At 70.6% G+C, this 15535-nt stretch carries 10 protein-coding genes; 3 read left to right on the plus strand and 7 right to left on the minus strand.

The window, feature by feature from the left end; translation table 11 throughout:
* The first annotated feature begins 37 nt into the window (after positions 1 to 37).
* The 3 genes from addB (at position 38) to trxA (ending at position 6997) form a co-directional block, all read left to right on the plus strand.
* The gene (gene addB / locus HUW53_RS06280; RefSeq protein WP_237344949.1) at positions 38 to 3115 is read left to right on the plus strand and encodes a double-strand break repair protein AddB; all 3078 of its coding nucleotides are present in this window, start codon (positions 38 to 40) and stop codon (positions 3113 to 3115) included.
* The gene (addA, locus tag HUW53_RS06285) at positions 3112 to 6591 is read left to right on the plus strand and encodes a double-strand break repair helicase AddA (RefSeq protein ID WP_237344897.1); all 3480 of its coding nucleotides are present in this window, start codon (positions 3112 to 3114) and stop codon (positions 6589 to 6591) included. The genes addB and addA overlap by 4 nt, the downstream gene beginning before the upstream one ends.
* 85 nt (positions 6592 to 6676) lie before the next feature.
* Complete coding sequence (gene trxA / locus HUW53_RS06290) at positions 6677 to 6997, plus strand: thioredoxin (RefSeq protein ID WP_237344898.1); 321 nt, start codon at positions 6677 to 6679, stop codon at positions 6995 to 6997.
* A 57-nt stretch (positions 6998 to 7054) separates the two neighbouring features.
* Here trxA and HUW53_RS06295 read toward each other — a convergent pair whose 3' ends face one another.
* The 7 genes from HUW53_RS06295 to HUW53_RS06325 form a co-directional block, all read right to left on the minus strand.
* The gene (locus HUW53_RS06295; RefSeq protein ID WP_237344899.1) at positions 7055 to 9070 is read right to left on the minus strand and encodes an ATP-binding protein; all 2016 of its coding nucleotides are present in this window, start codon (positions 9068 to 9070) and stop codon (positions 7055 to 7057) included.
* A gap of 24 nt (positions 9071 to 9094) precedes the next feature.
* A complete protein-coding gene (locus HUW53_RS06300) occupies positions 9095 to 10102 on the minus strand; it encodes an ATP-binding protein (RefSeq protein ID WP_237344900.1) in 1008 nt (335 codons plus the stop codon).
* Positions 10103 to 10106: 4 nt separating this feature from the next.
* Positions 10107 to 11210 carry a hypothetical protein gene (locus HUW53_RS06305; RefSeq protein WP_237344901.1) on the minus strand — a complete coding sequence of 368 codons (1104 nt, stop codon included), beginning with the start codon at positions 11208 to 11210 and terminating at the stop codon, positions 10107 to 10109.
* A complete protein-coding gene (locus HUW53_RS06310) occupies positions 11210 to 12040 on the minus strand; it encodes an endonuclease domain-containing protein (protein ID WP_237344902.1) in 831 nt (276 codons plus the stop codon). The genes HUW53_RS06305 and HUW53_RS06310 overlap by 1 nt, the downstream gene beginning before the upstream one ends.
* A 176-nt stretch (positions 12041 to 12216) precedes the next feature.
* Entirely contained in the window at positions 12217 to 13089 is an 873-nt protein-coding gene (gene rfbA / locus HUW53_RS06315; RefSeq protein ID WP_237344903.1) for a glucose-1-phosphate thymidylyltransferase RfbA, read from the minus strand.
* A 149-nt stretch (positions 13090 to 13238) separates the two neighbouring features.
* Entirely contained in the window at positions 13239 to 14405 is a 1167-nt protein-coding gene (locus HUW53_RS06320; protein ID WP_237344904.1) for a nucleotide sugar dehydrogenase, read from the minus strand.
* A gap of 245 nt (positions 14406 to 14650) precedes the next feature.
* Positions 14651 to 15529: a phosphotransferase gene (locus HUW53_RS06325; RefSeq protein ID WP_237344905.1), complete on the minus strand. Its 879-nt coding sequence runs from the start codon at positions 15527 to 15529 to the stop codon at positions 14651 to 14653.
* Between the last annotated feature and the right edge of the window lie 6 nt (positions 15530 to 15535).

A 15535-nucleotide genomic window follows, 5' to 3' on the forward strand; every position in this document is an offset into this window, starting at 1 on the left:
GCCCGATTCTCTCACCGAGGGCCGCCCTTTGTCCCGTGTGCTCACCATCCCGCCCACCGCGCCCTTCCTCGCCACCCTGGCGCGGGCGCTCCTGGACGGGCGGTTGATCGCGGGCTACGCGCCCCGGCCCGAGCCCAGGTCAGCCCCTCCTTCGGCCGACCATTCTTCGGCCGACCTGTCCCTGGCGCTGGCCGACGCCACGGTGTTCCTGCCCACCCGCCGCGCCTGCCGCCTGTTCGGCGAGGCGCTGCTGGCGGAAGCCGGGACGCCGGCGCTGCTGCTGCCGCGCATCGTGCCGCTCGGCGATGTGGACGAGGACGCCCTCGCCTTTTCCGAGGATGCCCCGCTGCTGGCGGCACCTCACGCCATCGCCCCGGTGCATCGCCGGCTGGTTCTGGCCTCTCTGGTTGCCCGCTGGCGGCAGACGCTGAAGGAAGGGGAGGGGCGCGCGGCGGTGGCGGCCGGTCCCGCCGCGACCCTCGCCCTCGCCGACGAGCTGGCGCGCCTGTTCGACGACCTTTCCACCGCCGGCGTGCCGCTCTCGCGTTTCGACGGGCTCACCCCGCGCGAGCTCGACCCCTATTTCGAGATCAGCCTCGACTTCGTGCGCATCGCCCGCGCCGGCTTCGACGCTTATCTCGCCGCGTCGGAGCGGGTGGAACCGGCGGTGCGGCGGGATGGGCTGGTGGATGCGGAGGCGGGCCGGCTCGCGGCCCTGGGCGCGGCCGCCGGGCCGGTGATCGCCGCCGGCTCCACCGGCTCCATGCCGGCCACCGCGCGGCTCCTGAAGGCCATCTCGCGTCTGCCGAAGGGGGCGGTGGTGCTGCCGGGCCTGGATCAGGAGATGGAGGACAGCGCCTTCACCCTGCTTCTCGATCCCGCCCAGGGGGCGCCGGATCATCCCCAATACGGCCTCGCGAAGCTGCTGCGCACCCTGGAGATCACCCGCGCCGACGTGACGGCGCTGGCGGACGCCGGCGCGCGGGAGCGGCTGCTGAGCGAGGCGATGCGGCAGGCGGAAACGTCCGACCTCTGGTCGCACCTGCCCGAGCGCCTGCCGCCGGTGGTGCGTGCCGAGGCCACGACGCGGCTGACGGTGGTGGAGGCGGACGATCCGCGGCAGGAAGCGCTCGCCATCGCCCTGCTGCTGCGCGAGAGCCTGGAGCGGCCCGGTGAAACGGCGGCTCTGGTGACGCCCGACCGGGACCTCGCCCGCCGGGTGGTGTCGGAGATGGCGCGCTTCGGGGTGAGGGTGGATGATTCCGCCGGCACGCCTTTGGCCGAGGCGCCCATGGGCCGGCTGGCGCGGCTGGTGGCGCGGGTGCCGGCCGAGGCGTGCGCTCCGGTGCCCTTGTTCGCGCTCCTGAGCCATCCCTTGGCCCGCTTCGGGCTCGATGACGACCTGAAGGGCGAGGCGCTGGCGGCGCTGGAGCTGGCCGCCCTGCGGGGGCCGCGTCCGCGAGCCGGCGTGGCCGGGCTGCGGGCTACGCTCGCGGCCTGCGATCCCGATGGGTTCCGCAGCGGCGATCCGCGCCGCCGCCTCACCGATACCGCCCTCGACCGGGCGACGCTTCTGGTCGACCAGCTCGATGCGGCCCTGGCGCCGCTCCTGGCCCTGGCCGAGCGGCGGGGACCGCTGCCGTTGTCGGATCTCGTGGCGGCCCATCGCGCCGCCATCGCGGCCATCGCCGGGCCGCTCGACGAAAATGATGCCGATCCGGCGATGGCCGCGCTGGCGCGGGCGTTCGTGGCGGTGGGGGAGGCGGCCGGCGACGGGCCGGACCTCAGCCTTGCGGATTATGCGGACGCCGTCTCCGCCCTCATCGGCGATGCCATGGTGCGCCCGGTGGGCGAGCCCCATGGGCGCCTGCGCATCCTGGGACCGCTGGAAGCGCGGCTGGTGCGGGTGGATCGGGTGGTGCTGGGGGGGCTCGTGGAAGGGGTCTGGCCGCAGCAGGGGGAGACCGATCCCTGGCTCAGCCGGCCCATGCGGCTTGACCTCGGGCTCGATCTGCCCGAGCGGCGCATCGGCTTGTCCGCCCACGATTTCGTGCAGGCCTTCGGCGCGCCCGAGGTGGTGCTGACCTATGCCGCCAAGGTGGGCGGCACCCAAAGCGTGCCCTCGCGCTTCCTGAAGCGGCTTGAAACCGTGCTCGGGCCCGCGCTTTCGGAGGCCGCCCGTGGGCGCGGTGCCCGGTGGCGCACGGCGGCGGTGGCGCTTGACGTGGCGCCGCCGGTGCCCCGCGCCAGCCGCCCGGCCCCGGCCCCGCCCTTGGCGCTTCGGCCCCGGCGGCTGACGGTGACGGAGATCGAGACCTTTCTGCGCGATCCCTATTCCATTTTCGCCCGCCACGTCCTCGGCCTCAAGCCGCTTGACCCGCTTGATGCGGCCCCCGGCGCCGCCGAGCGCGGCTCGGCCCTGCATGAGGCGCTGGGCACCTTCACCATGGCCTTTCCGAAGGCGCTGCCGCCCGACGCATTGGGCGAGCTCCTCAAGCATGGTCGCAAGGCGTTCGCGCCGCTTTCGGTGTTTCCGGCCGAGCACGCGGTGTGGTGGGCGCGGTTCGAGCGGGTGGCGGCCTTCATCGTGGAGTTCGAGCGTCGCCGCCGGGCCAATTGCGACGCCATCGTCGCCGAGACGCCGGGCCAGCTCGATCTGCCTTTGGGCGAACGCAGCTTCCGCCTTGCCGGCCGCGCCGACCGCATCGAGGTGAAGCGCGACGGCAGCCTCGCCATCCTCGACTACAAGACCGGCACCGCGCCGAGCGCCAGGCAGGTGGCCTCGCTTTCGCCTCAGCTCGCGCTGGAGGCGGCCATGGCCGCCAAGGGCGCCTTCCGCGATGTGCCGCCGCTACCGGTCTCCGAGATCACCTATGTGGAGCTGAGGGGCGGCGCCACCGGCGGCGAGGAGAAGCCCATCCGCTACAAGGATCGCACCCCGGCCGACGTGGCCGACACCGCGCTCTCCGGGCTCATCTCGCTGCTGGCGGCATTCGAGGACGAGACGCAGGGCTATCGCTCGCTGGCCGCGCCCCAGTGGCAGGGCGGCTTCGGCGATTACGATCATCTGGCACGGGTGCGCGAATGGGCCCTCGGCGGGGAGGAGGAGCAATGAGCGTGACCACCGCCACCGGTCCCAAGGCCGAGGCCACGCGCCGCCAGTCCCTGGCGTCGGATCCCGCCCATTCCGCCTGGGTCTCGGCCAATGCCGGCTCGGGCAAGACCCATGTGCTGGCTCGCCGCGTCATCCGCCTGCTGCTGAACGGCGTGGCTCCGGCCCGCATCCTCTGCCTGACCTACACCAAGGCGGCGGCGGCCAACATGTCGAACCGGGTGCTTTTCATCCTCGGCCGCTGGGTGGGGCTGGATGATGCCGGGCTCGACGCCGAGCTGGTCGCGGCCACCGGCGCGCGCGTGACGCCGGCCCTGCGCGCCCGCGCGCGGCGGCTGTTCGCATTGGCGCTGGAAACGCCCGGCGGGCTCAAGATCCAGACCATCCACGCCTTCTGCGGCGGCCTGCTGCATCGCTTTCCGTTCGAGGCCGGGGTGGCGGCCGGCTTCCGCGAACTGGACGAGGTGGGTCGCGCCGAGCTGATGGCCCGCATCCGCCAGGAGCTTATCATCGAGGCCACCGGGACACCGGAAGGGGAGCTGGGCCGGGCGCTGGCGCAGCTCATGGCTGATCTTTCCGATTCGTCCATCACCGCCATGCTGGATGCCGCCATCGCCGAGCGCGCGCGCATCACGGCCCTGGGCGAGAGCGCCGCCGCGCGCCGCGCCGGGCTGGCGCGCGCCCTGGGCGTGCCCCATGGGGCCGGTGTGGCCGAGCTGGAAGCGCAGATGCTGGACAGCCCCCATCTGCCCTGGAGCGAATGGGAGGCGGCGGCCGGAGCTTTGGCCACCTCCGACAAGAAGACCGACCAGGACCGCGCCGCGGCTTTGCTCGCCGCCTACCAGTCGGGCGATCCGGAGGAGGCGCGCGCGGAATATCTTAGCGTCTTCCTCACCAGCGAGCGCGCGCCGCGCGCCGACCGCAGCCTCGCCACCAAGTTCGTGGCCGACACCTACCCCGATCTCCTCGCCCGCATGAAGGCCGAGCGCGACCGCCTCGCGGCGCTGGAGGGCGCCTTGCGCGGTGCGCGCATCCTGGAGCGCACCGAGGCGGCGCTGGTGCTGGGCGCCGAGGCGTGCCGGCGCTACGAGCGGGAGAAGGCCCAACGCGGCCTGCTCGATTTCGACGACCTGGTGGCGCGGGCCTCGGGCCTGCTCAATCAGGTGCCGGCCTCGTTCGTGCATTACAAGCTCGACCAGGGCATCGACCATGTGCTGGTGGACGAGGCGCAGGACACCAGCCCCGCCCAATGGCAGGTGGTGCATGGTCTCACCTCCGATTTTTTCTCGGGCGAGGGCGCGCGCCCCGGCGTCCAGCGCACCATCTTCGTGGTGGGGGACGAAAAACAGTCCATCTTCTCGTTCCAGGGGGCGGACCCGCGCGCCTTCGGCTCCATGCGTTCCGAATTTGCCCTGAGGGCCGGCGCCGCCGCTTTCGAGGAGGTGACGCTGCCCCATTCGTTCCGCTCCGCGCCCGGCGTGCTGGAGGCGGTGGACCGCATCTTTTCCGGTGCCGGCGCCCGCGCCGGCCTCACCCTCGATTCGTCCGCCCCCGTGCACGCGGCCATCCGCGCCGATGCGCCGGCCCTGGTGGAGCTGTGGCCCACCACCGTGCCCAGCCCCGCCCCGGAGGTGGACGACTGGCGCCGGCCGCTCGACGCGGTGTCCAGCGACGATCCGGTGACGCTTCTGGCCGAGCGCATCGCCGGCTTCGTGCAGGCCGGCATCCGCGCCGGGCTCGCCATGCCCTCGCGCGGCGGCCGGGCCATGCGCGCCGCCGACGTGCTGGTGCTGGTGCGCCGGCGCGGCCGGGTGTTCGAGGCCGTCATCCGCGCCCTGAAGGAGCTGAACGACGCCGAGGTGGCGGTGGCCGGCGCCGACCGGCTGGTGGTGGCCGAGCACATCGCCGCCCTCGATCTGATGGCGCTGGGCGATGCCCTGCTGTCCCCCGACGACGACCTTGCCCTTGCCAGCGTGCTGAAAAGTCCCCTGTTCGGCCTCACGGACGAGGATCTCATGGCGCTGTGTCCCGGCCGACCGGGCCGGCTCGGCGATGTCCTGGCGGCCGCGCCCGACCCCCGCGCGCGGGCCGCCGCGCTCCAGCTTGCCGGATGGCGGGCGGAGGCGCTTGGGCTCCGGCCGTTCGATTTCTATGCCCGCGTGCTCGGCCGCGACGGCGGGCGGCGGGCCATGCTGGCGCGTCTCGGGCCCGAGGCGGCGGACGTGCTCGACGAGTTCATGACCCTCGCCCGCACGTACGAGGGCACGGAGCCGGCAAGCCTCACCGGTTTCCTCGCCTTTTTGCGTCGCGGCGGGGCCGAGACCAAGCGCGACATGGAGAGCGGGCGCAACGAGGTGCGGGTGATGACCGTGCACGGCGCCAAGGGGCTGGAGGCGCCGCTGGTGATTCTCGCCGACACCGTGGACCTGCCCCGGCCGCGCACCTCCGGCGGTTTCCTGCGCCTGTCCGCCGGCGGGCGGGAGGTGCCGGTGCTGGCCGCGCGCAAGGCGGAAGATTCCCCGGCGCTTGCCGAGGCGCGCGCCGCCGCCGCCGCCCGCGATCTCGATGAATATCGCCGCCTGCTCTATGTGGCCCTCACCCGGGCCGAGGATGCTCTCGTCGTCTGCGGTGCCGAGACCCGGCAACCGGCCAAGGACAAGGATCATGCCCGGCCCGAAGGGTGCTGGTACGAGCTGGTGCGGGAGGCCCTCGCGCCCGAGGCGGAGACGGTGCCGGCCTTCGGCTTCGAAGGCGCGGTGCTGCGCTGGGGCAAGGGCGGCGGGGTGTTCGGGCTCGCTCCACGCGCGCCGGATGGGGGGCCGGAAGCTGTGGCCGCCCCGGCCCTCGTCTTCGCGGCGCCGCCGCCCCACGAAGCGCCGGAGCGGATCCTGCGGCCCTCGCACGCGGCGCCTGCCGTGCCCCACGCCGGCGCGGCGGCCGGCCTCTCCCCCTTGGTGCGGGGCGATCTGGTGCATCGCCTCCTGGCCGGCCTGCCGGATCTCGATCCCGACCGGCGCGACGCGGCGGGCTTGCGCCTTCTGCGCCATGCCGGCCACGGCCTCGACGGGACGATCCATGGGGAGATCCTGGCCGAGGTTCTGGCGGTGCTGGGCCATGCGCCGCTTGCGGATCTGTTCGGCCCGCACAGCCGGGCGGAGCTGCCGGTGGCCGGTCATGTCCAGCTTGCCGGCGGCGTCAGGGTCGCGGTGAACGGACGTATCGACCGCCTCGCCATCGGGTCCGATCGCATCGTGGTGGCCGACTTCAAGACCGATCGCACCCCCCCGAAAAGCCTTGGCGACGTGCCGCGGAGCCACGTGGCGCAACTGGCGCTCTATGGGGCGGCGCTGTCCCAGGTGTTTGCCGGGCGGGCGGTGGAGGCGCGCCTTGTCTACACGGCGGAGCCGCGCGTGTTCGTGCTCGACGACCGGCAGCTTGCCGCCGCCCTCGCGAGCCTTGCCGTGCTCACCTCGGCGTGACGCCGCTTGACGGGACGGGGAGGGGATCCCTACGTTCCTGAGCAAGATTCAGTGGTTTTCCCCTTCTGCCCCTACGAGGTATGCCATGGCCGTCGAAAAGGTGACCGATCAGAATTTCGAGGCCGACGTGCTCAAGTCCAGCGCGCCGGTGATCGTGGATTTCTGGGCGGAGTGGTGCGGTCCGTGCCGCATGGTGGCGCCGATCCTGGAAGAAGTCTCCGGCGAGCTCGACGGCAAGGTGCGCATCGTGAAGCTGAACGTGGACGAGAACCCGCAGACGGCGTCCAAGTACGGCATCATGTCCATCCCCACCCTGCTCATGTTCAAGGACGGCAAGATCGCCTCCCGCCAGGTGGGCGCCGCCCCCAAGGCCAAGCTGGTGCAGTGGATCAACACCGCCGTCTGAGGCGGGTCCCACGCATCTCGGTTTTCGGGCGGGGCAGCCGGGCTGCCCCGCCCTTTTTCATGACACCGCGGGCTCCGGCGTCCTCTGGTAGTGCGGAACGATGTCCACGAACACCGCGCCGTAATGCGGGTTCGCGAACAGGCCCTGCAACGGCCGCATCCGCCCGAGCCGGTCGAGGAGCGCCTTCGCCTTGGGGCTGGAGACGGTGCCGCAGACCTGAAGCGCGATCGCGCGCCGGTGCTGGGCCTGGTTGTTCATGAGGAACAATTGGGTCGCGAGGTTGCCCGCCATGTCGGACGGCATGTCGCCGGGGAACTGGGTGCCGATGACGATGCCGACGCCGAAGGCCCGGCCCTCCCGCGCCAATTGCTCCAGGCGACGCGAATCCTTCACCCGGTGGGCTTCGTCGCACACCAGGAGGCGGGTGAGCCGGCGCGGCTGCTCGCCCCTGAGTAGGTGGCCGTGCAGCTGCACGATGAGGATTTCGGCGATGGCGGTCTTGATGTCGTCGCCGGGGAGGGTGGACAGCTTCAGGCACACCCGGCCCTGAAAGAATTCCGCGGCGCGGTTGGGCGAGGGGCCGCCGGTGCCGAACAGGCGAAAATCCTTGAGCGCGCCGAGGCGGCCCACCAGCGCACCGTTGTCGCCGGCCTCGGCCAGGAGATCGACCACACGATTGAAGCTCGGCCACGCGATGGTGTCCGGCTGAACCCATTCCTGCGGATCCACCCCGCATTCGCGATAGGCCGCGCAGATGGCCTCCCTAAGGCGCGCCTCCTGGACCGCGCCGAGGCGGAACACGCGGGCGAGGATGCCGGCGATCTCATAGGCGTGCTCGATGGGCTGGGCTCCCGATGCGCCCCGCGGCGGCGGCTCCAGCGGATTGAAGGGCAGGCCCTGGGCGCGGACGTCCACCACCTTGATGCCGAGCGGCCCGGAGAAATCCGGCCCGCAATAATCTGCCTTGAAATCGAAGATGGTCACGGCAAGGTCTTCGCGGCAGGCGGCATCGATGAGCACGCGGATGGTCTGGGTCTTGCCCGAGCCGGCGTCGCCGGTGACCAGCACGGAGAAATTGTTGAGATGCCCCGGCGGCGGCGCATAGGGCGCCCAATAGACCGCCTCCCTGGCCTCGGTGGCGCCGATGAGCACGGGGAACGGCGCGGCGGTCCCGTTCACCGCAACCGGCCCCTCCTTGCCCGTCGCTCCCGTTCCCGCGCCCCCCACCGGCGGCAGGGGCTGCGCGCGGTCGCCGTCGCGGTCGGGCGCGATCACCTCGGGCAGTGCGATGAGCGGCAGCAGCGGCGCGACGAGGCGGCGCAGCCACTGGGCATCGCGCCGCCAGGTGATGAGGCCGGCCTCGTGCTGCCAGCGGGCGAAGAAATCATGGGCCCGCGCCAGGGTGTCCCATTCGGTGTCGTTGAGGTAGAGCACATCGCCGCCGATGGCGCGCAGCTTGCGCAGCGCCGGTGCCACCTGGGACGTGGGGCTCTTGGCGAAGCCGTTGGTACGCAAGGCGAACGGGATCGCGCCGTCGCTCGCCTCCAGGAACCGGGTGATTTGGTCCGCCAGCTTCTGGTTGCGGTTGGGCGCCTCGCACAGAGCGAGCTCGCGGCGCTCGATCACCTGTCCGTTTTGCTGGAGCTGGATGTCGATGACGGGGGTGCGCAGATCATCGCCGAGATGGGTGACGCGCACCTCGGCAGGGTCCGCCGTGACGTGCTCGCGGCTGGCCTCGTGGGCCCACCATGCCAGAAGCTCGGCCTTCTTGGTGTCGAGCAGGCGGCGGGTGGTGGTGGCGCCCTGGTCCTTGAAATCCTCCCACAACTTGGCGAAGTCCATCTCCCGCGCGGCTGGCGGGGGCGGGACGATGGTGCCGAGAAATTCCTTTTCCGAGGGCAGGCGGCCGCGCTTCATGGCGTCGGTGCGGAATTCCGACACCCGGCGCAGGGCGGCGCGGATGCTCTGCGTCGCCTCGATGGCTGGCATCAGCCACGGCGGCAGCGGCTCCAGGGAGCCGGGCGCGGCCGGCAGATGGGCGCGTGTCCGCAGCAGGGACAGCCGCTTGGCCACCACCTCCCGGCGAAAATCCGGGGCTCAGGCGCCCAACAGCACCGGGAACGGTGCCTCGCGCTCGATGCGGTCGCGATCGGAAATGGCGAGCGCCCGGCCGCCACGCCCGCCGTCGGTGATGTCGTCATATTCATCGGAGACGACGGCGAGCACGACCGCGCAATTGGGGATGCTTTCCACCAGTCGGACCGCCTGGGTGAGGGCGTGGACGAACAGGCCTTCGTCTCCCAGCCGGGTGGTGTTCTCCACCTGATCGAAGCCCAGCACGAGGCAACCGTGAACGAGCTGCGCCAAGCGGCTGAGGCTGCGGATGGCGTCGATGCGCTGGCTCGGGGTGGCGATGGGCGGCAGCCTTAAGGGGGCGAGGCGGCTGTCCGCGTGGCCATGGCGCAGGTAGTTGAGGGCGGAGGGGTCGTTGAAGCCGGCCAGCAGGATGGCGCCGACGAGGCCGGGGTCGAGCCCTTCCGCGCTCCAGGCGCGCGCCTCGCGTGCGATATTCTGGCCGATCTTGAGGGCGATTTCGATTTCCCCGTCGCTTTCGAGGTCCTCGATCTCCTCCTGGAACGTGGCCTGCGTCGCTTCTTCCACATAGGCCTGAAGCAGCTTGTCCGCGAGCCGCCGCAGCGGGCTCAGGCCCGCCTCGTCGCCGAAATGGCGGGCCGACAGTTCGCGGATGAGCGCATCGAGCAACCATACGTCGTAAGTGGCGATGGTGACCGGCGCCGTCAGCTGGAGGATGGCGGGATAGACGGCATAGGCACGATGCTCGGTGATGGAGGCGAAGTCGCGCAGCGTGGTGGTGAGCACATGGCTTTTGCCGGAGCCGGCATCGCCCTTGATGAGGGCGATGCGCGCGCCAGGGCTCGGACTGAGCTTCAGCGCGTGGACGATGGCATCGAAAATGGCGCTCCGCGCCTCCTTCTGATGCTCGCCCACATTCAGCTCGGTCAATTCCCGGGCATTGGTGAAATTGGCAATGGTGGTGAACAGGTCGTCGTTGCGGGCATCGAGAAAGGCGGATGTGAGGGGCATTGGCCTATCTCCGACCGGTGATGACGAAATGGACGCAGTCCCGGCCCCAGGCCGCTTCGCTGCGCAGCCGGAGGTCGCGATCCATGCGCTCGGGCATGTCGAGCCGGCCCAGCTCCAGAAGGTTGGCATAAGCGGCGGCGATGAGGCGCGCCTTGAAGCTTTGCAGGGAGCCGGCGTCGGGGTGTTCGCGGCCATAGGCGTCATAAACCTGGGCGATGGCGACGCGCCCCTGGAACGGGGGCGTGGTGAGCGCCGCCGCCACCTGCCGCACCCGCTCCGCGAAGCCCGCCCCGTCGGCGCCATTGACGGTGGGCGTTGCGGCTGGTGGGGGCGTTGGCGTGGGATGTGGCGACGCCGCGCCCATCCCTCCGGCGCGCGCGAGCGACAGGCGGAGGACGCGGAAGACGGCGGCCTTATCGTCCGCTTCGGGCAGGCCCACGGCGGCACCGGTGAGCGCGTTCAAAACCTCGGTCTTGTCCTTCTCGCGGACCGGGCGGTGTTCCGGAAGACCGCCGAGGCCGGCCAGGATCACCCATTCCGTGATGCCGAGCGTCTTGATGATCGGCATCCGGCTCGTGCCGAGCAGGGGACCGAGCCCCGCCTTCAGCGTCCGCCAGACCAGTTCCTCGCACACAGCGTTGAGCCCGATGGTTTCCTTGGGCAGGCCGAAGGCGGTCGCGATGATGGCGGCTTGCCGCTCCTTCGGCTTGGCGAGCCGTGTCGATGCCCCGTTTGGATCAAGCCCCAGGCACAGCGGCAGCAGGCGCTGCGTCATCACTTTTGGCCATGTGAGCTTGGGGCCGGACCCGAGCAGGGCCGAAGCGGCGTCGCGCCCGGCGTCGGTCAGCACCACCTTGGCGTCGGCGGGATTGGGTTGGGTCCGGCTCCGGCCTTTCGGCTTGGCCTCGAGGGTGGCAAGGCCACGCTCCGCCAGTTCCGAGGCCGCCGCCACGATCGGTTCGGCGCCGAGCAGGTCCTTGAGCTTGTCGGCCAGCGCCTTTAGCGTCGGTGCCGTCTTCTGGCCACCGAGGTAGGCGAGCAGCAGATCGCCGGCGGCGAGGGGGGCGAACCGGGAGAGGTCCGCGCGGGGGAAGGCGGGGTGTGACATCAGGCTCCTGCTCCCTTTTGGGCCGCACGCGAAAGGGTGTCGGCGATGTCCCGCCACACCCCGACCGGGTTTTCGATGACGGTGGCATTGCTGAAGCGGGTCACGCGGTAGCCCTCGGCTTCGAGGTCGCGCTGCTTGTCCGCGTCCATGCGGCGGCGGCGCGGGGCGTCATGCTCCCGGCCGTCGATTTCCACCACGAGGCGGGCCTCGACGCAGGCGAGGTCCACCTCGTGGCTGCGCCTGGCCCGGCCGTTCAGGCGGGCATTGGGCGTGAAGCGGCCCCGTGTTTCGGGTCGCGCCTCGAGCATGTAGAACAGGATGCCTTCGCACGGGCCGCGCAGCAGGGGCACCCGCCGTCCGGCGGCGATCTGGGCCATCACCCGGCGTTCGGCGTCGTCCACCGGCACCAGCCCTTGCAGGGCCAAGCCCACGAAGGGTTGCGCCAGGGCCGGATCCAGCAGGCTTTCCACCATGTCCGCGATGCCGCAGGTGAGCGCGAGCGCGAGCTTCGGTTGCCGCTCCGAGAGCTGGGCCGCCACCGGCAGCGCCTCGCGCACTGAACCGGGCAGCCGCAACACCGGTGATCGGCGCGTAGTGCCGCCCGACGGCAGGCGTGCGCGATAGGCCGCGAGGGCGGCCTCGGCGTCGGCCTGGGGCGCGGTGATGATCACCCGCTGGCGGGCGTCCGCCCAGGTGCCCAGCCACACCCGGGCATCCAGCGCGGAGCGGGCATTGATGATGGTGATGATGGGAAAGCCGCTGGCCCGCAGGCGATCATGGGCGGCGAGAAGCTGTTCGGGTGCGTCAAGAAGGGTGCGAAGAAGAGCCATCCGCCGGAGCCACGCCTGCAACCACTGCAGATCCCGTGTAGCAACCCGAACGCGCACAACGCAAGGTCGTCCTGAGGCCATCGGCCGCGACACCTTGGTCGCGACACCCGTCTGGGGCGCGTGTCATCGCCCGCGCGATGGGGACCGGCCTGCCGTCCCCGTCACGGGACGGAGGGTCAAACGCCCTCTTCGGCGATGCGCATCAGGTAGCGGCCATAATCGCTCTTGCCGAGCTTCTGGCCCAGCTGGTGGAGCTGGTCGCGGTCGATCCGGCCGGACAGGTAGGCGATCTCTTCCGGGCAGGCGATGCGCAGGCCCTGCCGACGCTCCAGGGTGCGCACGAAGGTGGCGGCGTCGATCAGGCTGTCGTGGGTGCCGGTGTCGAGCCAGGCATAGCCCCGGCCCATCTTCTCCACCTGCAATTGTCCCCGTTCCAGATAGGCGCGGTTGACGTCGGTGATCTCCAATTCGCCGCGCGCGGAGGGCTTCAGGTTGGCGGCGATCTCGACCACGCTCGGGTCGTAGAAGTAAAGGCCCGTGACCGCCCAGTTGGAGCGCGGCTGCCTGGGCTTCTCCTCGATGGTCAGGGCCCGGCCCTCGGCGTCGAACTCCACGATGCCATAGCGCTCCGGGTCGTTGACATAATAGGCGAACACGGTCGCCCCCTCGGTGCGGTGGGCGGCGGGCTGGAGCAGTTCCGGCAGGCCGTGGCCGTAGAAGATGTTGTCGCCGAGGATGAGGGCCGAGCACTCGCCCGCCACGAAGTCGGCGCCAATGATGTAGGCCTGCGCGAGCCCGTCCGGGGAGGGCTGCACCGCATAAGAGAAGGAAATGCCCCACTGGCTGCCGTCGCCCAGCAGGCGCTGGAACTGGGGCATGTCCTGGGGGGTGGAGATGATGAGGATCTCGGTGATCCCGGCCCGCATCAGCACGCACAGCGGGTAATAGATCATCGGCTTGTCGTAGACCGGCATCAGCTGCTTGGAGGTGACCAGGGTCAGGGGATGCAGGCGCGTGCCGCTGCCGCCGGCGAGAATGATACCCTTCATGCGTTCTCTCTGCTTTCCGGTCGTGGGGCGGCCGTCGCCGCCGGTCGTGCGCGCCGAGATCGCCGGTCCGGCGGGGGCCGCGTGGCGCGTGGCGTTCCGCCATGTCGCCGGACAATGCGCCGTGAAGAAGGCGGCCGGCGCCGGGCCGTTCAGTCCGATCCGAACAGGTCGCGGGTGAAGACCTTGTGGGCGACGTCGGCCAGCTCGTCCGTGCAGCGGTTGGCGACGATGACGTCGGCGTTCGCCTTGAAGGTGGCGAGGTCGCGCTCCACCGGCGAATTGAAGAAATGGGCGTCCTTGAACTGCGGCTCGTAGACCGTGACCGGAATGCCCTTGGCCTTGATGCGCTTCATGATGCCCTGGATGGAGCTGTCGCGGAAATTGTCGGAGCCCGCCTTCATGGTCAGCCGGTAGATGCCCACATGGCGGGGCGCCAGCGCCAGGATGCGCTCGGCGATGAAGTCCTTGCGGGTGGAATTGGCGTCCACGATGGCGCGGATCAGGTTCTGCGGGACGGTGGAATAGTTGGCGAGCAGTTGCCGCGTGTCCTTGGGCAGGCAGTAGCCGCCATAGCCGAAGGAGGGGTTGTTGTAGTGCCCGCCGATGCGCGGGTCGAGGCTGACGCCGCCGATGATCTCCCGCGAATCGAGGCCGAAGGCGAGGGCGTAGCTGTCCAGCTCGTTGAAGAAGGCCACCCGCATGGCGAGGTAGGTGTTGGCGAACAGCTTGATGGCTTCCGCCTCGCCGGGGCCGGTGAACAGCACCGGCACATCCTTGCGGATGGCGCAGTCCTGGAGCAGCCCGGCGAAGGTGTGCGCGACCTCGGTGTGGTCGCCGACGATGATGCGCGAGGGGTGGAGGTTGTCGTGGAGCGCCTTACCCTCGCGCAGGAATTCCGGGGAGAAGATGATGTTGTCGCGGCCGAGCCGGGCACGGATCTGCTGCACGAAGCCCACCGGGATGGTGGACTTGATGATGATGGTCGCCTCCGGATTGATCCGGAGCGCCGTGTCGATCACCTCTTCCACCGAGTGGGTGTCGAAATGGCTGGTGTGAACATCGTAATTGGTCGGCGTCGAGACGATGACGAAGGCCGCGCCGGCGAAGGCCTCCTGCGGGCTCAGGGTGGCGGTGAGGTCGAGCTCCTTTTCCGCCAGATAGTGCTCGATGTCGGGATCGACGATGGGGGAGCGGCGGGCGTTGATGCTGGCGACCCGGGCGGCATCCACGTCGAGCGCCGTCACGGTGTGCTTCTGCGCCAGCAGAACCGCGTTGGAGAGGCCCACATATCCCAATCCCGCGATCGCGATCCGCATGTTACCCAGGTCCCGTCGGTTCACCGTGAGCGGTTGCCGGTTCTCGTCCGGGGGATGTTCCAGCCCCCGGCCCGACCCGCCGTGTGGGAGAACGCTCTAGACCCTTGCGCCAGCGGCGCCAAGGGCCGCGCCATAAACGGGCGGCGCCACACGGGCGCGACCGGCTCCGATGGCTCCGGCGGTGACCGTTGGCGCATATGCGGGCGGTCCGGCCCCCTGGTGCGGGGCCGGCGCGCCGCCGGTTCTCAGCGGATCATCGCCTCGAAATCCGCGAGGGCGCGCTCGAAGCGGATGAGGTTGGTGGTGGTATAGGCGCGGTAGTCGAACGCGATCTGCGACTCGAGTTCCGAAATCATGCTCCACAGGCTTTCGCGCAGCAGGGACGCGACAAAAAGGGCCTGGAACTTGAGGCGCAAGGCGTCGTCGGGCTCGCGCTCGTAGTAGAGGCGCAGCAGCTCCCGGCGCTGGGCGAGGTCGAACTCGTTGTTGGAGGCGAGGTTGCCGAGGTCGAACAGGGGCGTGTTGAAGCCGCCGTAGTCCCAGTCGATCAGCCACAGCCGCGTGCCGTCGTCGATGAAATTGGCCGGCAGCAGGTCGTTGTGGCCGTATACGATCTCGGTCGGGCCGGCCACCGCCTCCAGGCGTTCGGTCACCTGCGCGAGGCGGGACAGACCGGCGGCCAAGCGGTGGCGCCGGTCCGCCAGCGCCGCCAGATAGTTGCGCAGCACATGGAAGGTCCAGAAGGCGAGCGCCGGGCCACGGATGTGGCGCGTCACCTCGCGATGGCTGCGCTTCACCAGATCCACCACGCGCGGCAGGTTCGCGCGCACGTCGCTTTCACTGAAGGTGCGCCCCTCGATGAAGTCGATGACGATGAGGCCGGGCTCGAAATAGCGCAAGGCGGGGGAGACGCCGGCCGCCTCCGCCGCCAGCGCCGCGGCGCGCTCGTTGAAGCGCATCACATTGTGCAGCGGAATGTCGGCGCCGAGGCGGACCACATATTTGCGGGGTCCGTCCTCCACCAGGAAGTTCGAATTGGTGATGCCGCCACCAAGCGGCTGAGGATCGACCGGTCCGCCCCAGAAGGACAGGGCGCGGACGCGGTCCGCGGCGTTGCTGCTCATGCGTGT

The organism is Xanthobacter agilis, assembly GCF_021730435.1.
GTDB lineage: Bacteria > Pseudomonadota > Alphaproteobacteria > Rhizobiales > Xanthobacteraceae > Xanthobacter > Xanthobacter agilis.

Coding starts and splice junctions, on each gene's coding strand:
- addA (WP_237344897.1), top strand. CDS start 3,112: ATGAGCGTGACCACCGCCACCGGTCCCAAGGCCGAGGCCACGCGCCGC.
- trxA (WP_237344898.1), top strand. CDS start 6,677: ATGGCCGTCGAAAAGGTGACCGATCAGAATTTCGAGGCCGACGTGCTC.
- HUW53_RS06300 (WP_237344900.1), bottom strand. CDS start 10,102: ATGCCCCTCACATCCGCCTTTCTCGATGCCCGCAACGACGACCTGTTC.
- HUW53_RS06305 (WP_237344901.1), bottom strand. CDS start 11,210: ATGTCACACCCCGCCTTCCCCCGCGCGGACCTCTCCCGGTTCGCCCCC.
- HUW53_RS06310 (WP_237344902.1), bottom strand. CDS start 12,040: ATGGCTCTTCTTCGCACCCTTCTTGACGCACCCGAACAGCTTCTCGCC.
- rfbA (WP_237344903.1), bottom strand. CDS start 13,089: ATGAAGGGTATCATTCTCGCCGGCGGCAGCGGCACGCGCCTGCATCCC.
- HUW53_RS06320 (WP_237344904.1), bottom strand. CDS start 14,405: ATGCGGATCGCGATCGCGGGATTGGGATATGTGGGCCTCTCCAACGCG.
- HUW53_RS06325 (WP_237344905.1), bottom strand. CDS start 15,529: ATGAGCAGCAACGCCGCGGACCGCGTCCGCGCCCTGTCCTTCTGGGGC.